Source organism: Jannaschia seohaensis (assembly GCF_900116765.1).
GTDB lineage: Bacteria > Pseudomonadota > Alphaproteobacteria > Rhodobacterales > Rhodobacteraceae > Jannaschia > Jannaschia seohaensis.
In genome coordinates, this window is record NZ_UETC01000002.1 from 75,509 (window position 1) to 97,295 (window position 21,787).

The following is a 21,787-nucleotide window of genomic DNA, read 5'->3' on the forward strand; positions in this document are numbered from 1 at the left end:
TCAGGCTCTCACGGATTGGGACAGGGGATATTTGGCGCGGTGCCGGGCGCGCACGGCGAGGCAGATCAGCACCACGGCGCCGAACTGGTGCAGGATGGCCCACTGGATCGGAACGCCCTCCAGCACGGTGACGATGCCCAGCACCATCTGCACGAAGACCGCGGGGATCAGCCAGAGGAACGCGGCACGCGTGGCCCGATAGGCCGAACGCCGCGCCCGCCACCAGGCGGCGACGATCACGACGGCCAGCAGATAACCCCAGATCCGGTGGAACCATTGCACCGTCCCGGGATTGTCGATCACATTGCGCAGGAGCGGCTCCATCTCCCACATCCCGACCGGGAAGACGCCACCATGCATCGTCGGCCAGTCCCGCACCCAGAGGCCGGCGTCGATCCCGGCCACCAGCGCGCCCCAGACGATCTGGAACAGGCTGAAGCCAATGAGCACCGACCCCCAGCGCATCAGCGCCGCGTCCCGGTCCCGCCGCGCCTGCAACAGCGCCGCCTCGGGGCGCGACATCGACAGGACATACCACGCGATCAGCGACAGGATGACGAAGGCCAGGCCCAGATGGGTGGCCAGCCGGTAGGACGCCACGTCCAACATCGTCCCCGTCAGCCCCGACGAGACCATCCACCAGCCGATCGCCCCCTGTAGCCCGCCCAGAGCCCCCAGCAGGGCGAATCGTCCGGTCCAGCCCACGGGCATCTTTTTCGACAGCAGCAGCCACGCGAAGCCCAGGGCCCAGACGAGGCCGATGACGCGGCCCAGTTGCCGGTGCCCCCATTCCCACCAGTAGATCACCTTGAACTCAGAGAGGGACATGCCCTTGTTCTGCAACTCGTATTCCGGGATCGCGCGGTAGAGCTCGAACTCCGCCTCCCAGGCCTCGTCCGACATCGGCGGCAGCGCCCCCGAGACCGGCCGCCATTCGGTGATCGACAGTCCGGAGTCGGTCAGCCGCGTCAACCCGCCTACCGCGATCATCACGACGACCAAGGCGAAGAGCACGATCAGCCAGGCCCGCGCCGCCCACCGCGACCCGCGCCGCGCCGCATCGATCACGCCGCCCTTGGCCGCCGGCCGCTCGGCCTGATCGACTTCCTCGAAGATCGCCCGTTTCGCCATATCGCGTTCCTTCGTCGTCCGTCCCCCCTCATCTTGCCGGAAATACCTCGGGGGGTCTGGGGGGCTGGCCCCCCAGCCTCGCCGCTCGCGCAGCGGTCTCGATCTATGCGCCTAGCCGCGTTCCTTCCAGCGCACCATCTGACGCAGCACCCCATGAAAGACCTGCGCATCCGCGCGGGTCAGCGGCAGGCGCGACCACATGTTGCGCAGGGTGCGCTTCATCGCGGGGGCCTTGCCCTCCGGAAAGAAGAACCCCGCCTCTTCCAGCCGCGTCTCGTAATGGCTGGCCAGCGCCTCCAACTCGGCCTGGTTAACCCAGTCGGTCCCGGCCATCTCCATCTCCATGCCGCCCGCGCGCGTCGAGACGCGGCGCCACTCATAGCCCATCAGAAGCACGCATTGCGCGAGGTTGAGCGACGGGAAGTCGGGGTTGGTCGGGACCTGCACGATGGCCGAAGCCCGCGCGATGTCGTCATTCTCCAGCCCCGCCCGCTCCGGCCCGAAGAGCACGGCGACCCGCTCCCCGGCCCGCCCGCGGCGCACGGCTTCCTCCATGGCGGCCTCGGGGGTGTAGACAGGTTTGGTCAGATCGCGGTCGCGGGCCGTGGTGGCGAAGACATAGGTGCAATCGGCCACCGCGGCGGGCACGTCCTCGGTCAGCATCGCCCCATCCAGCAGCCGCCCGGCGCCCGAGGCCAGGGCCACGGCGCGCTCATTGGGCCAGCCGTCGCGCGGGGCGACGACGCGCATATGCTCCAGGCCGAAATTCAGCATGGCGCGGGCGGAGGCCCCGATATTCTCGCCCATCTGCGGGCGGACCAGGACGAAGGCGGGGCGTGGATCGCTCATGGCGGCTCGGATACGCGCGACGCAGGGCGGGCGCAACGGCTTCCCACACCGTCGGAGCAGCACCCGCGCAACCGGGAACACGATGGGGAGACTCGCGCCGGAGGCATGAGGCGGCGATCACCGGCAAACCCCACCGCATCTCGGCAGCCTTCCCTGCGTGCGCCCGGTGGGTATGCTGCGACACGACCGAGCCGGTTCCGGCCTCCACGGCGGCCTGGGGTGAAGCCGGGACGGATCTTGGCCTGGGGCTCTTCGCGGCGCACCCTAAAGCGGGACGACTGTCCCGTTCGTCCAGCGCCCCCGATGCGCATCCGGATGGATGGCGCCGATCCCGGAACGGGCATGGCCCGATGGGGCTCGGGCGGACGACCGTCCGACGCCGCTTGCAGGCCCCCTGCCCGCGCTCTACGACACGGGGGCCAAGGGGGACCCCATGACCGACGCGCCGCAACTCTACCTCGTGACTCCGCCCGAGATCGGCGCGGAGTTTCCCGACCGGCTCTCGGCCGTCCTCGATGCCCATGAGATCGCCTGCCTGCGGCTCGACCTCGCCACTCGCGACGAAGACCGCGTGCTGCGCGCAGCGGATCTCTGCCGCGAGGTGGCGCATCGCTTCGACGTGCCGCTCGTGGTGACGGACCACGCCGCGCTGGTCCAGCGCCTCGGCCTCGACGGCGTGCATCTGAGCGACCCGCGTCTCGTCGGCAAGCTGCGGCGGGACTGGGGCCCGGACCCGATCATCGGCGCTTTTTGCGGGACGTCGCGCCATGACGGGATGAACGCGGGCGAGGCGGGCGCCGACTATGTCAGCTTCGGCCCGGCCGAGGATACGGGGCTGGGCGATGGCAGCCACGCGCCGCTGGAGCTTTTCGCCTGGTGGTCCGAGATGATCGAACTGCCCGTCGTCGCCGAAGGGCCGCTGACGGTCGAGGGCCTGGCGCGCCTCGCCCCGGTCGTCGATTTCGTCGCCTTAGGCGAGGAGGTCTGGGGCGCCGACGATCCGGTCGCACGCCTGAAGGAGCTGTCGGCCGCGCTGACCTGACGGCCAAGCGCCGGACGCCCTCCCCGCCTCGGCGCCGCAACCGGCGGCGCATCCCCCATCAGGCTTCGGACGCCTCCAGCATGGGCACGCCCGATCCTTCCAGCCCGGCCCTCACAATCGCCTCCGCCCTCCGCGCGAGCGCCTTGCGATCCGCGAATGCGGCCACCTCCAACGGCGGATGAAAGATCACCTCGACCGTGCCGTGGCGGGCAGCGGCCAACATCGCGACCATATGCGTCCCGGCCGACTGGTCGCCCCACCAGCCATAGAACGCAGCAGGGGCGCCCTCGGGCGCGTGATAGGACAGCGTGACCGGCTGGACCCGCAAATCGGAAGGCGTCCCCTCGGCGAGAAAGGACGCGAAGAGGCTCGACTTGAACGGGAGCACGCGCCGCCCATCCGTGCTGGTGCCTTCGGGGAAGAACAGCAGTTCATGCCCCACCGCCAGCCGCTGCTGCAAGAGATCGGTCTGCGTCCGCGCCTCGCGCCGGTCCCGTCGGATGAACACCGTGCCCGTCGCCCGCGCCAGCCAGCCGATTCCCGGCCAGCCCGCCACCTCCGACTTCGACACGAAATAGACCCGGCGGCAGGCATTGAGGGCGAAGATGTCCAACCAGGAGACGTGGTTGGCGACAACCGCCCCCGCCCCGTCCATCGGCGTTCCCCGCACCAGGCGGCGCAGGCCCAGGAGGCGCAGCGCGTTGCGGCAAACGAAGACGGTGATATGCGGCGTCACGGGACGGCGCCCCCCGCAAAGCGGTTGCTCCACCAGGCGCACCAGCAGCAGCACGACGAGACCGCCGAAGATCAGCGAGAGCATCGCCCCGCCCTTCACAAAGACCCGCAGCAAGGACAGGGGGCCGAGGGGCGGGAAGACGGGATGAGGGGCATCGTCCCAGGTCACGCGGCTGTCATGCGACGCTGCCCAAGGGCGCGCGCCGTCCCGCCCCCGGCAGGCGCAGACGCGCCATGTCGAGAAGGATGCAGATATCGGTGCAGCCGAAATCGGCGTCGATCCAGGCGCCCTCGCCGACCCAGGCCCCCGCGCGCAGATAGGCCTTGATGAGGGGCGGGGCCGCGCGCAGGTCGCCCGCACCGGCGGTCACGGCGACCGCCTGCGGCCCCCGGGCGCGCGGGCGCAGCTCCTCGGGCGCGAGCGCCGCGTCCCGAAGCCCGCGCAGAACCGGCATCAGCGCCGCCGCATCCGTTCCCGGAAGCGAGGCCGTGCCCACCAGATAGGCGACGCCCCGCTGGAGCAGCTGTTCGGCGATCCCGCGGAACAGGGTCAGGGCCGCCGTGCCGCCACGATAGTCGGGATGCAGGCAGGTGCGGCCCAGTTCGACGACCCGCCCCTCCGCTGCGCACAGCCGATGCAGGTCGAACTCCCTTGCGGTATAGGCCGTGCCCCGCGCCAGGCGGGCCGTCCCGATCGCGCCCAACTCCGGGCGGCCCGGGTCGCGCAGGATCGCGTGCTCGCTGGTGGCGTCAAAGGAATCGGCCTCGATCTCGGGCGCGATTCCCATTTCCTCCACGAAGACCGACCGCCGCAGAGCGCAGGCCGCGCGCGCGTCTCCCGTGATCTCGAAGGTCAGCGGCCTGTCCATGCCCTGCAGGTAAGGACTTTTGGGACCGGGTGGAAGCGGCCAATCCCCGCTTTCGACGCCCTGTTCCGATTTCGTCAACGCTTCGTTAACCAATTAACCCCAACCCTGTGCGAAAGCCTCGGGCGCAATGATCGAGCCAGCGTGATACTGACCGCTTCCGGAACGGGGGCGCGACCGGATCGCCCGGCTCGACTTTGCCGTCCGGCGCTCTAGTCGAACACCGGCATCAGAAGGACGCGAGCCCCATCGATCACCTGCTTTCCCGATTCTTCGAAATTCACCGTGATCCGTGCACCGATGACGGATTGCACCTGTCCCGTGCCCCAATCCGGCACATCCGGATGACGGACCAGCATCCCGGGCTCCAATGTCGGGTTGAGGTTCTGTGACATGAGTGGTCTCCGATGAGCGACGATCTGAAGCGTGACGGTAATGCCTTTCGCGCCGAGGACGAGGCCGATCTCGTCGCCCTACTTGGCTCCCGGCTGTGCCACGACCTGGTCAGCCCTCTGGGCGCGATCCATAACGGCTTGGAACTGATCGAGCTTTCGGGCTCCACCTCCGGCGACGAGATGGCGCTGATCCGGCAGTCGCTCGACGCCGCTCTGGCCCGGATCGCCTTTTTCCGGCTGGCCTTCGGCTCGGCGGCCCGGGACGCGGTGATCCCCCAGCGCGACCTGCGCGCCGCGATCTCGGCCATGTATCGGGAGAGCCGGACCGAGGTCATCTGGCGCGACGAGGAGGATCGGCCGCGCTCCGAGATCCGCCTCGCCTGCCTCGCCCTGCTCTGCGTCGAAACCGCGATCCCTTGGGGCGCGAAGATCGAAGTCACGCGCAATCCGAACGCCTGGGTGTTCCATGTCGACGCCAAGCGGCTGAAGATCGAGCCGGCCCTGTGGCAGGCGCTGGGCCGCGGAGCGGTGTTGGCCGATCTGACCGGCGCGCAGGTGCAGTTCGGCATCCTCGCCCGCGCCTGCCGCGCGCTGCGCCGGCCGGTCTCGGTCAGCGCCGACGAGACGCATCTGAGCCTCCTGGTCTGAGCGCGCGCGCCCCATCGGGCGCCACCGCCGCCCCCACCGGCTGGCGGCCCCGTCAGACCGCGCGCATCCCGGCCCGGAACCGCGCCGCCTTCGCGACATAGTGGCGTGCCGAGTCCAGCAGTCCCGCGCGCGCCGCCGCGTCCAACTCCCGCACGACCTTGCCCGGCGCGCCCATGACCAGCGAGCCGGGCGGGATGACCTTGCCCTCGGTCACCAGCGCTCCGGCGCCGATCAGGGAGCCCGCCCCGATCACCGCGCCGTTCAGCACCGTCGCGCCCATGCCGACCAGCGCGCCGTCCTCGACCGTGCAGCCGTGGAGAATCGCCTTGTGACCGATGGTGCAATCGGCCCCGATCGTCAGCGGGAAGCCCATATCGGTATGCAGCACGCAGGCTTCCTGCACGTTGGAGCCGCGGCCGACCGTGATGCGCTCATTGTCGCCGCGCAGGGTGGCGCCGAACCAGATATTCGCATCGGCCTCCAGGGTGCAGGCGCCGATCACATTGGCATCGGGGGCGATCCAGGCCCCCTCCGCGATTTCAGGGGCGATGTCGTCCAAGGCGTAGATCATGTCGTCTCCCTTTCCCGGAATTCCTCCGACAGGCCGGCCACGAAACCCGACAGCCAGGGCTGGCGTCCCCGCTTGAGGCGCTCCGCCTCCAACAGTGTGCGCAGCCGCATCTCGGTCGCGTCCATGTCGTCATTGACGAGGACATAGTCATACTCGGCCCAATGGCTGATCTCCGCCTCGGACTTGGCCATCCGCTTGGCGATTACGTCGGGGCCGTCCTGGCCACGGGACCGCAGCCGCCGTTCGAGCTCCGCGATGGAGGGCGGCAGGATGAAGATCGAGACCATGTCGCCGCGAATGGCCGATTGCGCCAGCTGCTGGGTGCCCTGCCAATCGATGTCGAAGATCACGTCCCGCCCGGCCGCCAAGGCCGCCTCGACCGGAGCCTTGGGAGAGCCGTAATGATTCCCGAACACCTCCGCGTGTTCGAGCATCTCGCCCTGCATGATCCATTCGCCGAAGGTCTCGCGGTCGACGAAATAGTAGTCGCGCCCCTCCACCTCGCCCGGACGCGGGGGCCGGGTGGTCGCCGAGACGGAAAAGCTGAGCGTCGGGTCCCAGGTCATCAGGCGCCGGGCCATGGTCGATTTGCCCGCGCCCGAGGGGCTGGAGAGGATGATGGCGAGGCCGCGGCGGGTGGGCGTCAACTCGGTCACTCCACGTTCTGCACCTGCTCGCGCAGGCGGTCGATGACGGTCTTGAGCTCCAACCCGATGGCGGTCAGCTCGGAGAGGCCGGATTTGGAGCAGATCGTGTTGGTCTCGCGCACGAATTCCTGGGTCAGGAAGTCAAGACGGCGCCCCACCGGCCCGTCGGCGTCCAAGAGCGCGCGCGCGGCGTCGATATGCACGGCGAGGCGGTCGAGCTCCTCGGCGATGTCCGCCTTGACGGCGAGGGCAGCGATCTCCTGCCGGACCCGATCGTCCGCGATCTGCGCCGCCTCCAGCCGGGCGGCGGCGGCGCGGAAGGTCTCGGCGATGTGGTCGGCCCGGGCGGGCGCGAGGTCTATGGCGGCCTGGCGCAGCCGGGCGATCTCGTCGATCTGGGCAGAGAGCACCTCGCGCAGGGCGGCGCCCTCGCGGGCACGGTCGGCATCCCAGGCGGCGACGAGATCGGCGAGATCGGCGCGCAGGGTCTCCAGCGGGGGCGGCGCCTCCGCCTCGCCCGCCTCCCAGACGCCGCGCACCGAGAGCACGCCCGCCGCGGTCGAGGGCGCAAGCGGCAGCCCCCGCGCCTGCGCGACCGCCTCGGCCTGAGCCATGGCGTCGACCGCGCGGGCCAGCGCCTCGGCGTTGAGGACGGGTCCAGACGGGCCGGTCGCAGTGAGACGCAGCGAGACCGAGACATTGCCCCGCGCCGCCGTGCCGGTGACCGAGGCCCGGACGGCAGGCTCCAGCCCGGCGGGCATGTCCGGCAAGCGCAGACGCAGATCCAGACCGCGCGCATTGACCGAGCGCATCTCCCATCGGCGGCCCTCGGCGTCGCGCGCCGCGTATCCCGTCATCGACTTCATCGCGCATGGCCTAGCCCCCCGGCGGAGCGCGGGCAAGCGTCCTGGCCCGGAGAGAGCGTTAACCAGAGGTTAAGGAAAAGGGGGCATTTGATCAAAACCGACGCTAAGTTCGCTGACAGACCCGAGCGTCCGGTCCGTGACCGGCGCCGCACGAGCGATGGAACAGACCCGATGACGATGACGACCGACCATGACCAGACCCGACCTGCGGAAATACTCGATCTGACGGGTCGCCGGATGGAAAAACACTCCCCGCTGTTGGAGGAGGCGTGGCGCTATTGGAACTCGCTCCGCTCCGGCGGAGGCGTGCCGCGGCGGGAGGCTCTGGACCCGCGCAAGATGTCTCTGACGCTCGGCCACTCGATGATCCTGGACCGCACGCGCCCCGGCACGGTGCGGGTGCGCCTGGGCGGGCGCGTGATGAACGGGCTGATGGGGATGGAGGTGCGGGGGCTGCCGATCCGCGCCTTCTTCGACCTGACCCAACGGGGCCATGCGGCCGCCCTGGTGGAGAAGGTGTTCGAACTGCCGGCCACGCTGGAGCTGGACCTCATCAGCCATACGATGGACGGGGCGACCCATGCGCGGATGCTCGTCCTTCCGCTGCGCGACCGGGCCGGCGTCGTGACCAAGGCCCTGACCTGCATCGCCCTGGACCGGCTCGATTTCGAGCCCCCGCACCGCTTCTCCATCCTGCGGGAGCAGCTCGGGCCGTTAAAGCCACACCCTGCGCTTCATGGCAACAGAGCCAGGCCGGCCCGCCGGGCGCAGGACTTGCCGATGGAGATGGCCGAGGCACAGGACGGCTTTGCGCCCCGCCCCAAGCCCTATCTCCGCGTGGTGAAATAGGCGGATCGGGCGCCCCGCCGCCGGGGCGCCCGTTTCCGTCTCAGGAGGCCGCGCGGGCGCGGTCCTGGCGCAGGCTCGACAACTCCTCGGCCACCAGGAAGGCCAGCTCCAGCGATTGCGAGGCGTTGAGACGCGGGTCGCAGGCGGTGTGGTAGCGATCAGACAGGTCCTCATCGGTCACGTCGCGCACGCCGCCGGTGCATTCGGTCACGTCCTGGCCGGTCATCTCGAAATGCACGCCGCCCGGAATCGTCCCGTGGTCGCGATGCACGGCGAAGAACTCTCTCACCTCGCCCAGCACCCGCTCGAACGGGCGGGTCTTGTAGCCCGACTCCGACTTGATCGTGTTGCCGTGCATCGGATCGCAGGTCCAGACGACATTCGCGCCGATCTCCTGCACGGTCTTGATGAGCCGCGGCAGGTTCTCCTGGACCTTCCCCGCACCGAAGCGCGCGATCAGGGTCAGGCGGCCCATCTCATTGTCGGGGTTGAGCGCGGCGATCAGCGCCTTGAGGTCGTCGGAGGTCATCGTCGGGCCGCATTTCAGGCCGATCGGGTTCAGCACGCCCTTGCAGAACTCCACGTGGGCGCCGTCCGGCTGCCGCGTGCGGTCGCCGATCCAGATCATGTGGCCCGACCCCGCCAGCCACTGGCCCGTCAGCGAATCCTGGCGGCAGAGCGCCTCTTCGTATTCAAGCAGCAGCGCCTCATGCGAGGTGTAGAAATCGACCGTCGCCATCTCATGATTGGTGTCGCCGGTCATACCCGCGGCGGCCATGAAATCCAGGGTGTCCTGAATGCGCGTGGCCATATCGCGATACTGCGCCGCCCGCTCGCCCTCGGCAAAGCCCAGCGTCCAGGCATGCACGCGGTGCATGTCGGCGAAGCCGCCCTTGGAGAAGGCGCGCAGCAAGTTCAGCGTTGCGGCGGCCTGGGTATAGGCCTCCAGCATCTTGGACGGCGCGGGGATACGCGCCTCGGGCGTGAAGGGCAGATCGTTGATGATGTCGCCGCGATAGCTGGGAAGCTCGACGCCATCCTTGATCTCGGTCGGGGCGGAGCGGGGCTTGGCGAACTGGCCCGCCATGCGGCCGACCTTCACCACCGGGACTTTCGCCCCGTAGGTCAGCACCATGGCCATCTGCAACAGGACCTTGAACGTGTCTCGGATGGTGTCGGCGGAGAATTCGGCAAAGCTCTCGGCGCAATCGCCACCCTGCAACAGGAAGGCCTGGCCCCGGCCCGCGGCGGCCAGTTCATCCCGCAGGGTGCGGGCCTCGCCCGCGAAAACCAGCGGGGGATACTTGGCCAGCCGGGCTTCCACGGCCGCCAGGGCCTCCGCATCGGTATACTCGGGCATCTGAACCCGAGGTTTCGATCTCCAGTCGCTCTTCGTCCAGGCCATCCTCTATCCCTCCGGTCCGGCTCTCGGGCGTCTGCCTTAGCCCATCGCCGGACCCGGGGCCAGCGCCCTGTGTCATCATTCCCTTGATTCCGGCTCCTGAATGGGCGACCTCCCCTCCTGGAAGATCGTCGGAGAGGGAGATGACGCAAGCCAAGCAGCCCGCGCCGCTCGCACGCCCCGTCGGATCGGACCGGGCCAGTGGCGGCCCCGAGCACGTCATCTTCGTGCTGCTCGATCAATTCTCCCTGATCAACCTGGCCAGCGCGATCGACACGATGCGCATCGCCAACCGGATGTCCGGGCAACAGCTCTACACCTGGACCCTTGCGGGCGAGGGCGGCGAGAGCGCGACTTGTTCGGCGGGCACCACCTTCGTGCTCAATTCGGACCTGCCCGAGACGGACCGCGACGACATGTTGCTGCTGATCGGGGGCGTCGATGTGTCGAAAGCGACGAGCAAGCGTCTGATCTCCTGGCTGCGCCGCGAGTCGCGACGCGGCGCGACCATCGGCGGGCTTTGCACCGGCAGTTGGGCGCTGGCCGCGGCCGGGCTGCTCGACGGCAAGCGCGCCACCATCCACTGGGAGAACCACGACAGCTTTGCCGAGGAGTTTCCCGACGTCAATCTGACCAAGTCCGTCTTCACCGTGGACGGAAAGCGCATCACCACGGCGGGCGGGACGGCCTCGGTCGATCTGATGCTGCATCTCATCGCCCGCGACCATGGCGAGGACCTGGCCGCGCTGGTCGCCGATCAGCTGATCTATTCCTCGATCCGCACCGACCAGGACACACAGCGGCTGTCGATTCCGACCCGGATCGGCGTCCGCCATCCGCGCCTGAGCCAGGTCATCCGCGAGATGGAGCAGAACATCGAGGAGCCGATCAGCCCCTCGGTCCTGGCCGCCGATGTGGGCATGTCGACCCGCCAACTGGAGCGTCTCTTCCGCCGCTATCTGAACCGCTCGCCCAAGCGCTACTACATGGAATTGCGGCTGGGAAAGGCGCGCAACCTGCTGATGCAGACCGACATGACGATCATCAACGTCGCGCTGGCCTGCGGCTTCACCTCACCGTCCCACTTCTCCAAGTGCTACCGCGCGCAATACGGCACCACCCCCTATCGGGAGCGGGGCGCCAAGGCCGGTCAGCCCGTCTGACCCAACCTGGCCGCGCGGCCGCCCCGGCGACTGGGCTGCGGCGCATCGGCGAGACCGGCCCGGAGCACATCGGTCATGGGGTGGTCGGGCGCATCCTGGGCCGCGATCAGGCGGGGGATCGCCTCGGACGTGTCGCCCGGATAGCTCAGCGCCCAATCCAGAAAGATCGACCGGCACTCCGCTTCGGTGATGCCGTCGATGCGAAATGCTTCGTGGATCAGCCCTTTCGGGTCGTCGGGCCCCTGCCCCGGTTTCACAGCCATGGCGTCCCTCCGTGATCCGCTCCTGCTATCCTAACCCGCGCCCCGGTCAAGGGCAGCCTCGATCGCGGCGCGCGCCTTGTCGGCGGCGACATCGCAGGCCTCTGCCACCGCGGCGACATCGGGCAGGCCCATCCGCTCGGCCAGCAGCGCCTCCCCTCCGGACCCGAGCGGCCCCGGCGGCGCGTCGGAGCTGAGCAGGCGCAACACCTGCTGCGCGTCCGAGAGCGTGCCGTATGTCGCCGTCAGCACGGCCCGTTCCTCCTCGGTCAGCCAGCCGGGCACCGCCAGCTGATCAACGACGGGGCGCGCGTCCGCCTTGGCGATCAGCGCATGCGCCTGCGCGACCAACTCGATCTCCTGCATCCGGCCCGGCCCGTTCTTGAGCGCCAGATAGCCGCCCCGCCGCCCGGCCTCCAGCAGGCGCCGCCGCATATTCGCCACCTCGTCCACGATCTGCGCGGCATCGAATCGGGAGGCGGTCAGGACCGCGCAACGCGCGTCCTCCGCCGCTGCCTGCAATTCCGCATCCCCAGCCACCGCCCGGGCGCGGGTCAGCGCCATATGCTCCCAGACCCAGGCTTCCTCGCTCTGATAGGTGCGGAAGCCCGAGAGCGCCGTCGCCACCGGCCCCTGCCGGCCCGAGGGCCGCAATCGCATGTCCACCTCATAAAGCCGCCCCTCGCCCATCGGCGCGGAGAGCGCCGTGATCAGCGTCTGGGTGAACTTCGCCGCCCATTGCGACGCCGCGAGGCTCCGCCGCCCCTCCGACACGGCGCCGGGCGCGGCGCCGTCATGCAGCACCACGAGGTCCAGATCGGACCGGGCCGTCAGCCGCCCGGACCCGAGCGAGCCCATGCCCAACCCCGCCAATCGCAGCCCCGGAACGCGGCCATAGCGGCGCTCCGTTTCCGCCTCCGCGAGGGTCCAACAGGCCGCCAGCGCCGCCTCGGCCAGGCGCGTATATGCGAAACCTGCCTCGCGGGGCGTGGCAAGCCCACGGAGCAGATGCACGCCGATCCGGAAATGCGCCTCCCGATGCCAGCGGCGGAGCGAGGCCAGCCCGCTCTCGAAATCCCCTCCGACGTGAGCGGAGGCATCGTAGGCCTCCGGCAGCGGCGCCAGGAAGTCGCCGCCGATCACCGCGTCAAACACGCCCGAATTGCGCGCGAGATACCGCGCCAGATCCGGCGCGACCGTGCAGATGTCGGCGATCAGATCGACCAGGATCGGGTTCGCCTCGAACAGGGAGAAGACCTGAACGCCGGCCGGCAGCCCCCGGAGGAAATCGTCGAAGGCGGCCAGCGCCTCCTCCGGGCGGGCGGCGCGGGACAGAGACGTCAGAAGCGGCGCGCGCAGACGGGCGAAGATGCGCTGCGCCCGGTCCGAACGAAGCGCGGGATAGGTCACCCACCGCTCGGTCACCGTATCCGCACCAGGGATCGGATCGGGCGCCGCAACCGGTTCTGCGGGGCGGAAGCGCGGCTCCACGATGGCCTCGACCGCCTCCAACTTGCCGCGCAGATCTCGGATGAACGCATCGGTCTCGGCCTGCCCCATGAACCGCGCGATCCGATCCAGCCCGTCGTCGGAGGTGGGCATCCGGTGAGTTTGCGCGTCCTGGACCATCTGCAACCGATGCTCGACCCGCCGCAAATAGCGATAGCTGTCGCCCAGCGTCACGGCCAAATCGGCCTCCACCCAGCCGGCGGCGACGAGCCGGTCCAGCGCCTCCAGCGTCCCCCGCACCCGCAGCGAGGGATCGCGGCCGCCGGAGACGATCTGATGGGTCTGCGCAAAGAACTCGATCTCGCGGATACCGCCCTGGCCCAGCTTGACGTCATGGCCCGGAATGTCCCAGGGCCCGCCCAGGCGTTTGTGATCACGAATTCGCAGGCGCATCTCATGGGCATCCTGCACGACCGCGAAGTCGAGATGCCTGCGCCAAACGAAAGGCCGCATACGCTCCAGGAAGGCCTCCCCCGCCACGATATCCCCAGCCGCCGGCCGCGCCTTGATCCAGGCGGCCCGCTCCCAGGTCCGCCCCAAGGCTTCGAAATAGCGTTCCGCCGCCTCCATCGACAGAACGATCGGCGTGGAGCCAGGATCGGGCCGCAGCCGCAGATCCGTGCGAAAGACATAGCCCTCCGCCGTCACATCCGAGAGCGCCGCCATCGCCATCCGTGCGGCCTTGATCAGACGCGCCCGGATTTCAGCGTAGTCCGACGGCGCATAGCGGCTCTCGTCGAACAGAAGGACGAGGTCGATATCGCTGGAATAATTGAGCTCTCCGGCGCCCATCTTGCCCATCGCCATGGCCACCAGCCCGCCCGACGGCCCGATCAGGTCCCGCCCGTGTCGTGCCAGCGCCCAGGCCAAGGCCGTCTCCAACACGGCATCGGCCACGCGGGTCCAGGCCGCGGTCGCCTCCATCACCGGCCAGACGCCGCCCAATTCCGCCAAACCGACCAGCACCGCCATCCGCCGCTTCACCTCGCGGAGCGCGACCCGGGGATCGCCCCGGAGGTCCGCAAGTCCGCGCAGCGTTTCATCGAGCGTTTCTTCAGGCGCGCGGTCCCAGACCCCGTCGAGCCACACCGCCTCCTTGAGCATCGCGGCGGAGAGATAGGGGCTGCACCCCGCCACGCCGCTGACGAGCGCCTCGGCCTGCGATGGCGGGCTCAGCCGCGCCACCGCCTCCGCTCCGGCGCTGGTATCGTAGGGCAAGGGATGGCGGGCGATCTGATCACGGAACATGCTCGACCTGAACCTCTTGCGACGCGCGCCGTCAACGGGCAGTCGGTGGCGATGAGCAAGAGCCCGAAACGCGTCACCGCCGCGCTCGAAGCCGCCGGCCTCTCCGCGCGCCCGATCGAAATGCCGGACGAAACCCGAACCGCACAACAGGCGGCGGACGCGGTGGGCTGCCGTTTGGATCAGATCGCGAAGTCGATCCTCTTCGGACGGGGCGAAGGCTGCGCGCTTTTCCTGACGGCGGGCGGCAACCAGGTCGATCCGTCCAAGGCGGCCGCCCTGGCGGGCGCTCCGCTGACACGGGCCGACGCCGCCACGGTGCGACGGGTGACCGGCTTCGCGATCGGGGGCGTTTCACCGATCGGTCACCTGACCGAAAGCCCGGTCTGGATCGACCCCCGCCTCAGCGAATTCCCGGAGATCTGGGCCGCGGGGGGCACGCCCCGCCATGTCTTTCCGATCGCCCCGGCCGATCTCATTCGGATCGCCGGAGCGGTCGAAGCCGATTTCACGATGCGCGGCGCCTAGGCGAAAAGCTTGTGGCAGAGCTCCAGGGCGTCGACCAGCACGTCGACCTCCTCGCGCGTGTTATAGACCCCAAAGCTCGCCCGGCAGGTGGCGCTGACGCCCAGATACTCCATCAGAGGCTGGGCACAGTGATGCCCCGCACGAACCGCGACCCCCTTCTTGTCGAGCACCGTGGAAATATCGTGCGGATGGGCCGCACCTTCGAGCGTGAAGGAGAAAATCGCTGCCTTACCCGCGCTTTGCCCCTGCACGTTCAGCCAATTCAGCCCGTCGAGCCGCGCCCGCGCATAATCCCTGAGATCGGCCTCGTATTCGGCGATGGACGTCATTCCAACATCCATCATCCACTCCAGCGCGGCCCCGAGCCCGATCGTCTGAACGATCCCCGGCGTCCCCGCCTCGAACTTCATCGGCGGATCGTTCCAGGTAACGCTGTCACGATGAACCTCTCGGATCATGTCGCCGCCCCCGAGAAAGGGACGCATCTCGGCCATGCGCTCGGGCCGGATAAACACCGCACCGGAACCGCTTGGCCCATATAGCTTATGCCCGGTGATCGCATAGAAATCACAGCCGATATCGGCCACGTTGACGGGCATATGTACCGCCGCCTGGGAGCCATCGACCACCGTCGCGATCCCCTTCTCGCGGGCGGCGGCACAGATCGTCTTGACGTCAACAACGGTGCCCAAGACGTTGGAAAGATGCGTGATCGCGATCAGCTTCGTCCGATCCGTCACCGCGTCCAGCACGGCTTGCGGATCCAGATCGCCGTTCACGTCCGGCTCGACCCAGACGAGCTCCACGCCCTGCCGCTCCCGGAGGAAGTGCCAGGGCACGATATTGGCGTGATGCTCCATCACCGACAGCACGATCTGGTCGCCCGCCTTCAGACGCGGCGCGGCCCAGCTATAGCTGATGAGGTTCAGCGCCTCCGTGGTACCGGATGTGAAGACGATATGCTCTTCCGACGGCGCCCCCAGAAACCGGGCGACGGTCCCGCGGACGGCCTCGTAATTCTCGGTGGAGATCGTCGAAAGGGTGTGCAAACCCCTGTGTACGTTGGAATATTCATTCGCATAGGCGCGCTGGATCGTGTCAAGAACGACCTGCGGCTTCTGCGCAGAAGCACCGTTGTCGAGATAGGTCAGCGGTTTGCCGTTCACCTCCCGCGAGAGGATCGGAAATTGCGCCCGGATGGCGTGCACATCAAGCATTTGGGGTCTCCGCTACGTAGAGAGCGTTGAGCGATATCCATATGAAACCGCAGACCAAAACCAGGCCGATCGCAGTTTCGGCCGGACCGGGGCCGACGAAACCGGAGGTCAGGCCAAGCAGCAGCAGCGCCGGGGACACGGCCAGGAACGAGAAGAACAAGGCGACCCGAACGCGCAGCCCCGTGCCGCGGCCGCCGATGAGATGGGCGATGCCCCGGATGAGCCAGGCGGCCACATACATCAGCAGCGGCACGATGAAGATCCAGCCCATGAGCGCGCCCGACATGAGCGCCTCGAACTTCGTGCTGGCCACATCGGTCACTGCCATGCCCGCCGCCTGAGCCTCAGCCACGATCGCGGCGTCGAGCTCCGGGTCGATCTCCCGCGACCGTCGCACGAGCGCCGGGAGTTGCGCGACGAACCCCAGGACCGATGCCACCGCGAGATACACGAAGGCGACCCGGTCGCTCGGCCCACCCTGCAACAGTTCGGACACGACCTGTCGCGGGCGAATCCACGCCCGGGGAATGTCGCGCGTAACCGCCATCTAGTGCTCCGCGAGCCAGCCCGCGAGGCGCGCCGTCACATGCTCCCGCAAGGCCTCATCCTCAATCTCGTCAAGGGCTTCCGCGAGGAAGCTCAGAACCAGCATGTCTGTCGCATCCCGCTTGGACACCCCGCGTGAGCGAAGGTAGAATAGCGCCGTCTCGTCGATGGCTCCGGTCGTAGAGCCGTGGGAACAGGCCACATCGTCAGCGTAGATCTCCAGCTCGGGCTTCGCCAGGAAGACGGAATCGTCGTCGAGCAGGAGCGACTGGGAAATCTGATACCCGTCCGTCTTTTGCGCGCCCTCCTTCACCAGGATCTTGCCCTGGAAGACGCCCGTCGCACCGTCGCGGAGAACCTTCTTGAACACCTGACGGCTTTCGCAATTGAGCGCGTCATGGGTCACGAACACCGTGTCGTCGTGATGGAACGCGCCACGCCCGAAGGCCGCGCCGGCCACTGTGGCCGAACCGTCATCGCCCGTCATCTCGATGACCGCTTCATTCCGGGTGAGCGCGCCATTGGCCGACAAAGTGAACGACTTCAGGACGCTACGGGCCGAAAGCCCCGCGAAGACATGGGTGTTCACGTGGCGGAGATCGTCGGGGCCCTGGATCCGCAGATGATGGAACGAGGCGTCGTCGGCCAGATCGGCCTCCAACACATGGTTCGACCGATCCCCGGAGGTCCCGGATTCCAGCAGCACCAGCGACGCACCCGGTTCGAGCTTGACCACATGATGCAGGATCGGATCGGTACCGGGCGTGTAGCGGATCGCCACGGGCCGCGCGACCGCGCCCTTGACCCGCAGCAGCAGCCCGTCGGTGGCATAGGCCGTGTTCAGCATCGCCAAGGGGCGCAGGACCGGGCGCGACCCCGCCGCCTCATGCGTCCCGTAAACATCGCGGACCCAATGGATATCGACAGCGGAGGCCGCGCGCAGGGTGTCGATCTCCAGGCCCTCGGGCGCGCCGTCAGGCACCGTGATCGCGTCGCCGTCGACCGTGATCACAAACGGGTCGAGTTCGGCAAAGGGATCGGCGGCGGCCTGCGCGCCCTCGACCGCCGGAGCGGTCGCGACAAGCGCGGAGGGGTCCGTAAAGCGCCAGTATTCGTCGCGCTTCGCCGGCAGCCCAACCGCCCGGAGACGGCCCAAGGCATCCTTGCGCGCGGCGTCGAGCCAGCCATTCCCCTGGGGAAGCGTCAGCGCCGAGAGCCGATCTTCAGTGGCTTTCTTCTTTGCTTCGCTGACCATCAGGCCACCTCGCCGATAATGTCGCCATACCCGTTCGTCTCGACTTCCAGCGCCAGTTCCGGCCCGCCAGATTTGACGATGCGCCCGTTGGCCATGATGTGCACCACGTCCGGTTTGATGTGGTCCAGGAGGCGCTGATAATGCGTGATGACAAGGAAGCCACGATCCGGACCGCGCAGGGCGTTGACCCCTTCCGAGACCAGCTTCATCGCGTCCACGTCGAGGCCGGAATCGGTCTCGTCGAGGATGCACATCTTGGGCTCCAGCATGGCCATCTGTAGGATCTCGTTGCGCTTTTTCTCGCCGCCCGAGAAGCCGACATTGACCGGACGCTTCAGCATTTCCGAGTCGATCTTGAGCGTCTTGGCCTTGGCGCGGACCGCCTTGAGGAAGTCGCCCGCCGACAGCTCCTCTTCGCCACGGGCCTTGCGCTGGGCGTTCACGGCGGTGCGAAGGAAGGTCATGTTGCCGACGCCGGGGATCTCTACCGGGTATTGGAACGCGAGGAACAGCCCGGCGGCGGCCCGCTCCTCCGGTTCCAGGTCCAGAAGGTCTTCGCCCTCCAACTGCGCCGACCCCTCGGTCACCTCATAGCCGTCGCGGCCCGACAGGACATAGGACAGGGTCGACTTGCCCGACCCGTTCGGCCCCATGATGGCATGCACCTCGCCATAGGGCACGTGCAGGTCGATCCCCTTGAGGATCTGCTTGTCCTCTTCTTCCAGCTTCACATGGAGGTTTTCGATCTTGAGCATATCCGTTCCTCGTCAGCGCTTTGGCGCGCGGTGTTCATCCAGTTTCACGAGTTCGCCGCGGCGTTCCGCGGCTGCTCGCCGTTTCTCGGTCTCGGCCAGGCGATAGGCTTCCATCGCCGCGGCCTCGTCATCGCGGAACGCGGCCTCGGCCCGTTCCAACACATTGATCGCGAAGCCGAACAGGACCGGCCCTACGATTACGCCCGCCATGGCGAGCGGGTATCCGTCATGCCCGAAGAGCAGATCCAGCAGAGACCCCGCCACCGCGCCGCAGCCCATCGCAGGGATCAGCAACTGCATCCCGCAGCGCGGCAGCACACGCAGCACGTCGAGCGGGGTCGGGATCATCGCGCCCTCCGCGAGCTTACTCCAATGTCACGGCCGTTCCGGAGGCACTGACCATCAGCATGTTGTTGATGACCTCGTAATCCAGATCGACCCCGACCACCGCGTTCCCGCCCGCTTCCCGCGCCCGGTCCTCCAGCTCCTGTAGCGCTGTCGTTCGAGCCTCGTTCAACGACTTCTCATAGGCGCCGGAGCGGCCGCCGATGATGTCGGTGATCCCAGCGAAGATGTCCCGGAAGACATTCGCGCCAAGGATCGCCTCCCCCACCACGACACCGTGATAGGCCGTGATCCGACGCCCCTCGACGGCGGGCGTCGTGGTCACGATCATGGCGGTCTTGTCCCTCGCGCCCCAGACCATCAGCCGACGCTGCCCTCGAGCGAGATCGCGACCAGCTGCTGCGCCTCCATGGCGAACTCCATCGGAAGTGCCTGAAGCACCTCCTTGCAGAAGCCGTTGACCACCAGCGCAACCGCTTCCTCTTCGTCCATGCCGCGGGAGCGGCAGTAGAAGAGCTGGTCGTCGTCCACCTTCGACGTCGTCGCCTCGTGCTCCACCCGCGAGGAGTTGTTCTTCACCTCGATATAGGGAACCGTGTGCGCCCCGCATTCCGACCCGATCAGCAGCGAGTCGCATTGCGTATAGTTGCGCGAGTTCTTGGCCCGCGGATGCATCGACACCAGGCCGCGATAGGTGTTCTGCGCCTTGCCCGCGCTGATCCCCTTCGAGACGATCCGCGACTTCGTGTTCTTGCCGAGATGGACCATCTTGGTCCCAGTATCGGCCTGCTGGAAGTTGTTGGTGATGGCGATCGAGTAGAACTCGCCCTGGCTGTCGTCGCCGCGAAGGATGCAGGACGGGTATTTCCAGGTCACAGCGGAGCCGGTCTCGACCTGCGTCCACATCACCTTGGAGCGTTTGCCCCGGCAATCGGCGCGCTTGGTGACGAAGTTGTAGATGCCGCCCTTGCCGTTCTCGTCGCCGGGGAACCAGTTCTGAACGGTGGAGTATTTGATCTCGGCATCGTCCAGCGCGACCAGCTCGACGCAGGCCGCATGCAGCTGGGCGGTGTCCCGCTGCGGCGCCGTGCAACCTTCGAGATAGCTGACATAGCTGCCCTCGTCGGCGATGATCAGAGTGCGCTCGAACTGGCCGGTGTTCTCGGCGTTGATGCGAAAATAGGTCGACAGCTCCATCGGGCAGCGCACTCCCTTCGGGACATAAACGAAGGAGCCGTCCGAAAAGACCGCCGCGTTCAACGTCGCATAGTAGTTGTCCGACTGCGGGATGACCGAGCCGAGATACTTGCGCACAAGCTCCGGATGCTCCTGGACCGCCTCGGAGATGGAGCAGAAAATGACGCCCGCCTTGGCGAGCTCCTCCTTGAAGGTCGTGCCGACCGACACGCTGTCGAACACAGCGTCGACGGCGACCTTGCGATCCTCGGGCGCGGGCTCCACGCCCGCGAGAATCGCCTGCTCCTTCAACGGGATACCCAGTTTTTTATAGGTCTCCAGCAGCTTCGGATCGACCTCGTCCAGCGACTTCGGCTTCTCCGTCATGCTCTTGGGCCGGGCGTAGTAATACTGATCCTGAAAATCGATCTCGGGATAATTGACCATCGCCCATTTCGGCTCGGACATCTGGGTCCAGCGGCGATAGGCCTCCAGACGCCATTCCAGCATCCACTCGGGCTCGTTGTTCTTCTCCGAGATCAGGCGCACGATGTCCTCGGACAGGCCCTTCGGCGCGTATTCCGTATCGATCTCGGTGTTCCAGCCGTGCTTGTAGCTGCCGGCCAGCGATTTGACCGCCTCGACGGTATCGGCTTCGACGCCGTCCTTGACCTTGATCTCATCCAACGCGGTCATGCCCGTCTCCTGTTTCTGAGGCGCTGGAACGTTTCAACGAACTGCGCCACCTGGTCTTCCGTTGTCTCCGGGCCAAGGCTCACGCGGATCGCGCAATCCGCCTCGCCCGGCCCATATCCCATCGCGCGGAGCACCGCGCTCTCCCGCACCTTGCCCGAAGAACAGGCCGACCCCGCACTCACCGCGAACCCGGCCAGATCCAGCGCCATCACCTGCGTCTCCCCCTTCCAGCCAGGGGTGATGAGGCAGGATGTGTTGGGCAGGCGCTTCGATTCCTTGCCTACCAAAATAGTCGGGTTTCCCGGGCCCTCAAGACTTGTTTCTAGAAAAGTTCTAAATTGGGAAACCCGCTCCCATGCGCCCTCGGACAAATCGCGCGCCGCCGCCTCCGCAGCCGCGCCGAAGCCCGCGATCCCGAGGATGTTCTCGGTGCCCGAGCGGCGGCCCATCTCCTGCCCGCCGCCCTTGATCATAGCTACGACATCCAGGCCCCGCCGGATCACCAAAGCCCCGATCCCTTTCGGGCCGCCCAGCTTGTGCGCAGAGACCAGCGCCATGTCGACACCGGTCCAATCGAAGGCCAAAGGCAGCTTGCCGAAGCCCTGGGTCATGTCCGACAGCGCCAAGCCCTGCGGCAGGTCCTGCACCACCCCGGTTTCGGAATTGGCCAGTTGCAGCGCGGCGCGCGCCGGGTCCGGGACTTCCACCGTGCCGTCCGGATGGACGCGCAGCGCCCCGTCGCCCCAGGCCGCCACTGCCTCGTGCTCCACGGCGGCGGTCGAAAGGCCCCTGCCCCGCATCGCCAGCGCCGCGGCCTCGGTCGCGCCCGAGACAAAGACGATATCCGCCCCCTGCGCCCCCAGAGCCGCGGCCACCTGCGCCCGCGCGCGCTCCACCAGCCCTTTGGCGGCGCGCCCTTCGGCATGAACCGAGGACGGATTGCCGACCACATCCATCGCCGCGATCATCGCCGCGCGGGCCTCGGGGCGCAGCGGCGCCGTCGCGTTCCAATCGAGATAGACCCGCTCGCGCATCCACACCCCCTTCTTCTGGCCGGAAATACTCCGGGGAGCGCGAGGGGCTGGCCCCTC

At 67.8% G+C, this 21,787-nt stretch carries 24 protein-coding genes; 5 read left to right on the plus strand and 19 right to left on the minus strand.

Annotation, left to right across the window (positions count from 1 at the left end):
* Both ctaA and DTQ71_RS05085 read right to left on the minus strand, forming a co-directional pair.
* Entirely contained in the window at positions 1-1,131 is a 1,131-nt protein-coding gene (gene ctaA / locus DTQ71_RS05080; RefSeq protein WP_109563215.1) for a heme A synthase, read from the minus strand.
* A gap of 111 nt (positions 1,132-1,242) precedes the next feature.
* Positions 1,243-1,980, minus strand: coding sequence for an RNA methyltransferase (locus tag DTQ71_RS05085; protein ID WP_109563216.1), 738 nt, complete (start codon positions 1,978-1,980; stop codon positions 1,243-1,245).
* A gap of 433 nt (positions 1,981-2,413) precedes the next feature.
* On the opposite strand from DTQ71_RS05085, the gene DTQ71_RS05090 reads away from it, so the two are divergent.
* On the plus strand, positions 2,414-3,022 hold the full coding sequence (locus DTQ71_RS05090) for a thiamine phosphate synthase (RefSeq protein ID WP_109563744.1): 609 nt from the start codon (positions 2,414-2,416) through the stop codon (positions 3,020-3,022).
* A gap of 58 nt (positions 3,023-3,080) precedes the next feature.
* Here the strand turns inward: DTQ71_RS05090 and olsA are convergent, their stop codons facing one another.
* The 3 genes from olsA to DTQ71_RS05105 all read right to left on the minus strand — a co-directional run bounded on the left by olsA (position 3,081) and on the right by DTQ71_RS05105 (position 5,018).
* Positions 3,081-3,926: a lyso-ornithine lipid O-acyltransferase gene (olsA, locus tag DTQ71_RS05095; protein ID WP_245947253.1), complete on the minus strand. Its 846-nt coding sequence runs from the start codon at positions 3,924-3,926 to the stop codon at positions 3,081-3,083.
* 7 nt (positions 3,927-3,933) lie between these two features.
* Positions 3,934-4,626: a GNAT family N-acetyltransferase gene (locus DTQ71_RS05100; protein ID WP_109563217.1), complete on the minus strand. Its 693-nt coding sequence runs from the start codon at positions 4,624-4,626 to the stop codon at positions 3,934-3,936.
* Positions 4,627-4,835: 209 nt separating this feature from the next.
* A complete protein-coding gene (locus tag DTQ71_RS05105) occupies positions 4,836-5,018 on the minus strand; it encodes a DUF3553 domain-containing protein (RefSeq protein WP_109563218.1) in 183 nt (60 codons plus the stop codon).
* Between the two features lie 12 nt (positions 5,019-5,030).
* On the opposite strand from DTQ71_RS05105, the gene DTQ71_RS05110 reads away from it, so the two are divergent.
* Complete coding sequence (locus tag DTQ71_RS05110; RefSeq protein WP_109563219.1) at positions 5,031-5,666, plus strand: histidine phosphotransferase family protein; 636 nt, start codon at positions 5,031-5,033, stop codon at positions 5,664-5,666.
* Between the two features lie 52 nt (positions 5,667-5,718).
* Here DTQ71_RS05110 and DTQ71_RS05115 read toward each other — a convergent pair whose 3' ends face one another.
* From DTQ71_RS05115 to DTQ71_RS05125, 3 genes are read right to left on the minus strand one after another with little or no spacing between them, the layout of a single operon-like run.
* On the minus strand, positions 5,719-6,237 hold the full coding sequence (locus DTQ71_RS05115) for a gamma carbonic anhydrase family protein (RefSeq protein WP_109563220.1): 519 nt from the start codon (positions 6,235-6,237) through the stop codon (positions 5,719-5,721).
* On the minus strand, positions 6,234-6,884 hold the full coding sequence (gene gmk, locus DTQ71_RS05120; protein ID WP_109563746.1) for a guanylate kinase: 651 nt from the start codon (positions 6,882-6,884) through the stop codon (positions 6,234-6,236). Before gmk ends, DTQ71_RS05115 begins: the two co-directional genes overlap by 4 nt.
* Positions 6,885-6,889: 5 nt before the next feature.
* Positions 6,890-7,750, minus strand: a complete 861-nt coding sequence (locus DTQ71_RS05125) for a YicC family protein (protein WP_245947254.1) — start codon at positions 7,748-7,750, stop codon at positions 6,890-6,892.
* Between the two features lie 171 nt (positions 7,751-7,921).
* On the opposite strand from DTQ71_RS05125, the gene DTQ71_RS05130 reads away from it, so the two are divergent.
* On the plus strand, positions 7,922-8,599 hold the full coding sequence (locus DTQ71_RS05130; RefSeq protein WP_109563222.1) for a PAS domain-containing protein: 678 nt from the start codon (positions 7,922-7,924) through the stop codon (positions 8,597-8,599).
* A gap of 40 nt (positions 8,600-8,639) precedes the next feature.
* Here the strand turns inward: DTQ71_RS05130 and DTQ71_RS05135 are convergent, their stop codons facing one another.
* Positions 8,640-10,004 carry a class II 3-deoxy-7-phosphoheptulonate synthase gene (locus DTQ71_RS05135; RefSeq protein WP_109563223.1) on the minus strand — a complete coding sequence of 455 codons (1,365 nt, stop codon included), beginning with the start codon at positions 10,002-10,004 and terminating at the stop codon, positions 8,640-8,642.
* A gap of 140 nt (positions 10,005-10,144) precedes the next feature.
* Between DTQ71_RS05135 and DTQ71_RS05140 the strand changes: the two genes are divergently transcribed.
* On the plus strand, positions 10,145-11,164 hold the full coding sequence (locus tag DTQ71_RS05140; RefSeq protein ID WP_109563224.1) for a GlxA family transcriptional regulator: 1,020 nt from the start codon (positions 10,145-10,147) through the stop codon (positions 11,162-11,164).
* On the opposite strand, the gene DTQ71_RS05145 is transcribed toward DTQ71_RS05140, so the two are convergent.
* Complete coding sequence (locus DTQ71_RS05145; RefSeq protein WP_109563225.1) at positions 11,152-11,427, minus strand: hypothetical protein; 276 nt, start codon at positions 11,425-11,427, stop codon at positions 11,152-11,154. The two genes, DTQ71_RS05140 and DTQ71_RS05145, sit on opposite strands and share 13 nt — an antisense overlap.
* A 30-nt stretch (positions 11,428-11,457) precedes the next feature.
* Positions 11,458-14,181, minus strand: coding sequence for a [protein-PII] uridylyltransferase family protein (locus DTQ71_RS05150; protein WP_109563226.1), 2,724 nt, complete (start codon positions 14,179-14,181; stop codon positions 11,458-11,460).
* A 51-nt stretch (positions 14,182-14,232) separates the two neighbouring features.
* Here DTQ71_RS05150 and DTQ71_RS05155 point away from each other — a divergent pair, with 51 nt between their 5' ends.
* A complete protein-coding gene (locus DTQ71_RS05155; protein ID WP_109563227.1) occupies positions 14,233-14,706 on the plus strand; it encodes a YbaK/EbsC family protein in 474 nt (157 codons plus the stop codon).
* Here the strand turns inward: DTQ71_RS05155 and DTQ71_RS05160 are convergent.
* The 8 genes from DTQ71_RS05160 to DTQ71_RS05195 are packed head-to-tail and all read right to left on the minus strand — an operon-like array spanning position 14,703 to position 21,730.
* Positions 14,703-15,923: a cysteine desulfurase gene (locus DTQ71_RS05160; protein WP_109563228.1), complete on the minus strand. Its 1,221-nt coding sequence runs from the start codon at positions 15,921-15,923 to the stop codon at positions 14,703-14,705. The genes DTQ71_RS05155 and DTQ71_RS05160 overlap by 4 nt on opposite strands.
* Positions 15,916-16,470, minus strand: coding sequence for a YIP1 family protein (locus tag DTQ71_RS05165; RefSeq protein WP_109563229.1), 555 nt, complete (start codon positions 16,468-16,470; stop codon positions 15,916-15,918). The genes DTQ71_RS05160 and DTQ71_RS05165 overlap by 8 nt, the downstream gene beginning before the upstream one ends.
* Positions 16,471-17,727 carry a SufB/SufD family protein gene (locus DTQ71_RS05170; RefSeq protein WP_407066395.1) on the minus strand — a complete coding sequence of 419 codons (1,257 nt, stop codon included), beginning with the start codon at positions 17,725-17,727 and terminating at the stop codon, positions 16,471-16,473. It abuts the gene before it with no gap.
* Positions 17,724-18,479, minus strand: a complete 756-nt coding sequence (gene sufC, locus DTQ71_RS05175; RefSeq protein ID WP_109563231.1) for a Fe-S cluster assembly ATPase SufC — start codon at positions 18,477-18,479, stop codon at positions 17,724-17,726. Before sufC ends, DTQ71_RS05170 begins: the two co-directional genes overlap by 4 nt.
* 12 nt (positions 18,480-18,491) lie before the next feature.
* The gene (locus DTQ71_RS05180) at positions 18,492-18,827 is read right to left on the minus strand and encodes a hypothetical protein (protein WP_109563232.1); all 336 of its coding nucleotides are present in this window, start codon (positions 18,825-18,827) and stop codon (positions 18,492-18,494) included.
* A 16-nt stretch (positions 18,828-18,843) separates the two neighbouring features.
* Positions 18,844-19,155 (minus strand): heavy metal-binding domain-containing protein, encoded by a 312-nt coding sequence (locus DTQ71_RS05185; protein ID WP_109563747.1) that lies wholly within the window; start codon positions 19,153-19,155, stop codon positions 18,844-18,846.
* 29 nt (positions 19,156-19,184) lie between these two features.
* Positions 19,185-20,696 (minus strand): Fe-S cluster assembly protein SufB, encoded by a 1,512-nt coding sequence (gene sufB, locus DTQ71_RS05190; RefSeq protein ID WP_109563233.1) that lies wholly within the window; start codon positions 20,694-20,696, stop codon positions 19,185-19,187.
* A complete protein-coding gene (locus DTQ71_RS05195; protein ID WP_109563234.1) occupies positions 20,693-21,730 on the minus strand; it encodes a cysteine desulfurase family protein in 1,038 nt (345 codons plus the stop codon). The genes sufB and DTQ71_RS05195 overlap by 4 nt, the downstream gene beginning before the upstream one ends.
* Positions 21,731-21,787 lie beyond the last annotated feature (57 nt).

Excerpts from the sequence above, each read along its gene's own strand:
- ctaA (WP_109563215.1), bottom strand. The coding sequence starts at position 1,131 with ATGGCGAAACGGGCGATCTTCGAGGAAGTCGATCAGGCCGAGCGGCCG.
- DTQ71_RS05085 (WP_109563216.1), bottom strand. The coding sequence starts at position 1,980 with ATGAGCGATCCACGCCCCGCCTTCGTCCTGGTCCGCCCGCAGATGGGC.
- DTQ71_RS05090 (WP_109563744.1), top strand. The coding sequence starts at position 2,414 with ATGACCGACGCGCCGCAACTCTACCTCGTGACTCCGCCCGAGATCGGC.
- DTQ71_RS05100 (WP_109563217.1), bottom strand. The coding sequence starts at position 4,626 with ATGGACAGGCCGCTGACCTTCGAGATCACGGGAGACGCGCGCGCGGCC.
- DTQ71_RS05105 (WP_109563218.1), bottom strand. The coding sequence starts at position 5,018 with ATGTCACAGAACCTCAACCCGACATTGGAGCCCGGGATGCTGGTCCGT.
- DTQ71_RS05110 (WP_109563219.1), top strand. The coding sequence starts at position 5,031 with ATGAGCGACGATCTGAAGCGTGACGGTAATGCCTTTCGCGCCGAGGAC.
- DTQ71_RS05115 (WP_109563220.1), bottom strand. The coding sequence starts at position 6,237 with ATGATCTACGCCTTGGACGACATCGCCCCTGAAATCGCGGAGGGGGCC.
- DTQ71_RS05125 (WP_245947254.1), bottom strand. The coding sequence starts at position 7,750 with ATGAAGTCGATGACGGGATACGCGGCGCGCGACGCCGAGGGCCGCCGA.
- DTQ71_RS05130 (WP_109563222.1), top strand. The coding sequence starts at position 7,922 with ATGACGATGACGACCGACCATGACCAGACCCGACCTGCGGAAATACTC.
- DTQ71_RS05135 (WP_109563223.1), bottom strand. The coding sequence starts at position 10,004 with ATGGCCTGGACGAAGAGCGACTGGAGATCGAAACCTCGGGTTCAGATG.
- DTQ71_RS05140 (WP_109563224.1), top strand. The coding sequence starts at position 10,145 with ATGACGCAAGCCAAGCAGCCCGCGCCGCTCGCACGCCCCGTCGGATCG.
- DTQ71_RS05145 (WP_109563225.1), bottom strand. The coding sequence starts at position 11,427 with ATGGCTGTGAAACCGGGGCAGGGGCCCGACGACCCGAAAGGGCTGATC.
- DTQ71_RS05150 (WP_109563226.1), bottom strand. The coding sequence starts at position 14,181 with ATGTTCCGTGATCAGATCGCCCGCCATCCCTTGCCCTACGATACCAGC.
- DTQ71_RS05155 (WP_109563227.1), top strand. The coding sequence starts at position 14,233 with ATGAGCAAGAGCCCGAAACGCGTCACCGCCGCGCTCGAAGCCGCCGGC.
- DTQ71_RS05160 (WP_109563228.1), bottom strand. The coding sequence starts at position 15,923 with ATGCTTGATGTGCACGCCATCCGGGCGCAATTTCCGATCCTCTCGCGG.
- DTQ71_RS05165 (WP_109563229.1), bottom strand. The coding sequence starts at position 16,470 with ATGGCGGTTACGCGCGACATTCCCCGGGCGTGGATTCGCCCGCGACAG.
- sufC (WP_109563231.1), bottom strand. The coding sequence starts at position 18,479 with ATGCTCAAGATCGAAAACCTCCATGTGAAGCTGGAAGAAGAGGACAAG.
- DTQ71_RS05180 (WP_109563232.1), bottom strand. The coding sequence starts at position 18,827 with ATGATCCCGACCCCGCTCGACGTGCTGCGTGTGCTGCCGCGCTGCGGG.
- DTQ71_RS05185 (WP_109563747.1), bottom strand. The coding sequence starts at position 19,155 with ATGATCGTGACCACGACGCCCGCCGTCGAGGGGCGTCGGATCACGGCC.
- sufB (WP_109563233.1), bottom strand. The coding sequence starts at position 20,696 with ATGACCGCGTTGGATGAGATCAAGGTCAAGGACGGCGTCGAAGCCGAT.
- DTQ71_RS05195 (WP_109563234.1), bottom strand. The coding sequence starts at position 21,730 with ATGCGCGAGCGGGTCTATCTCGATTGGAACGCGACGGCGCCGCTGCGC.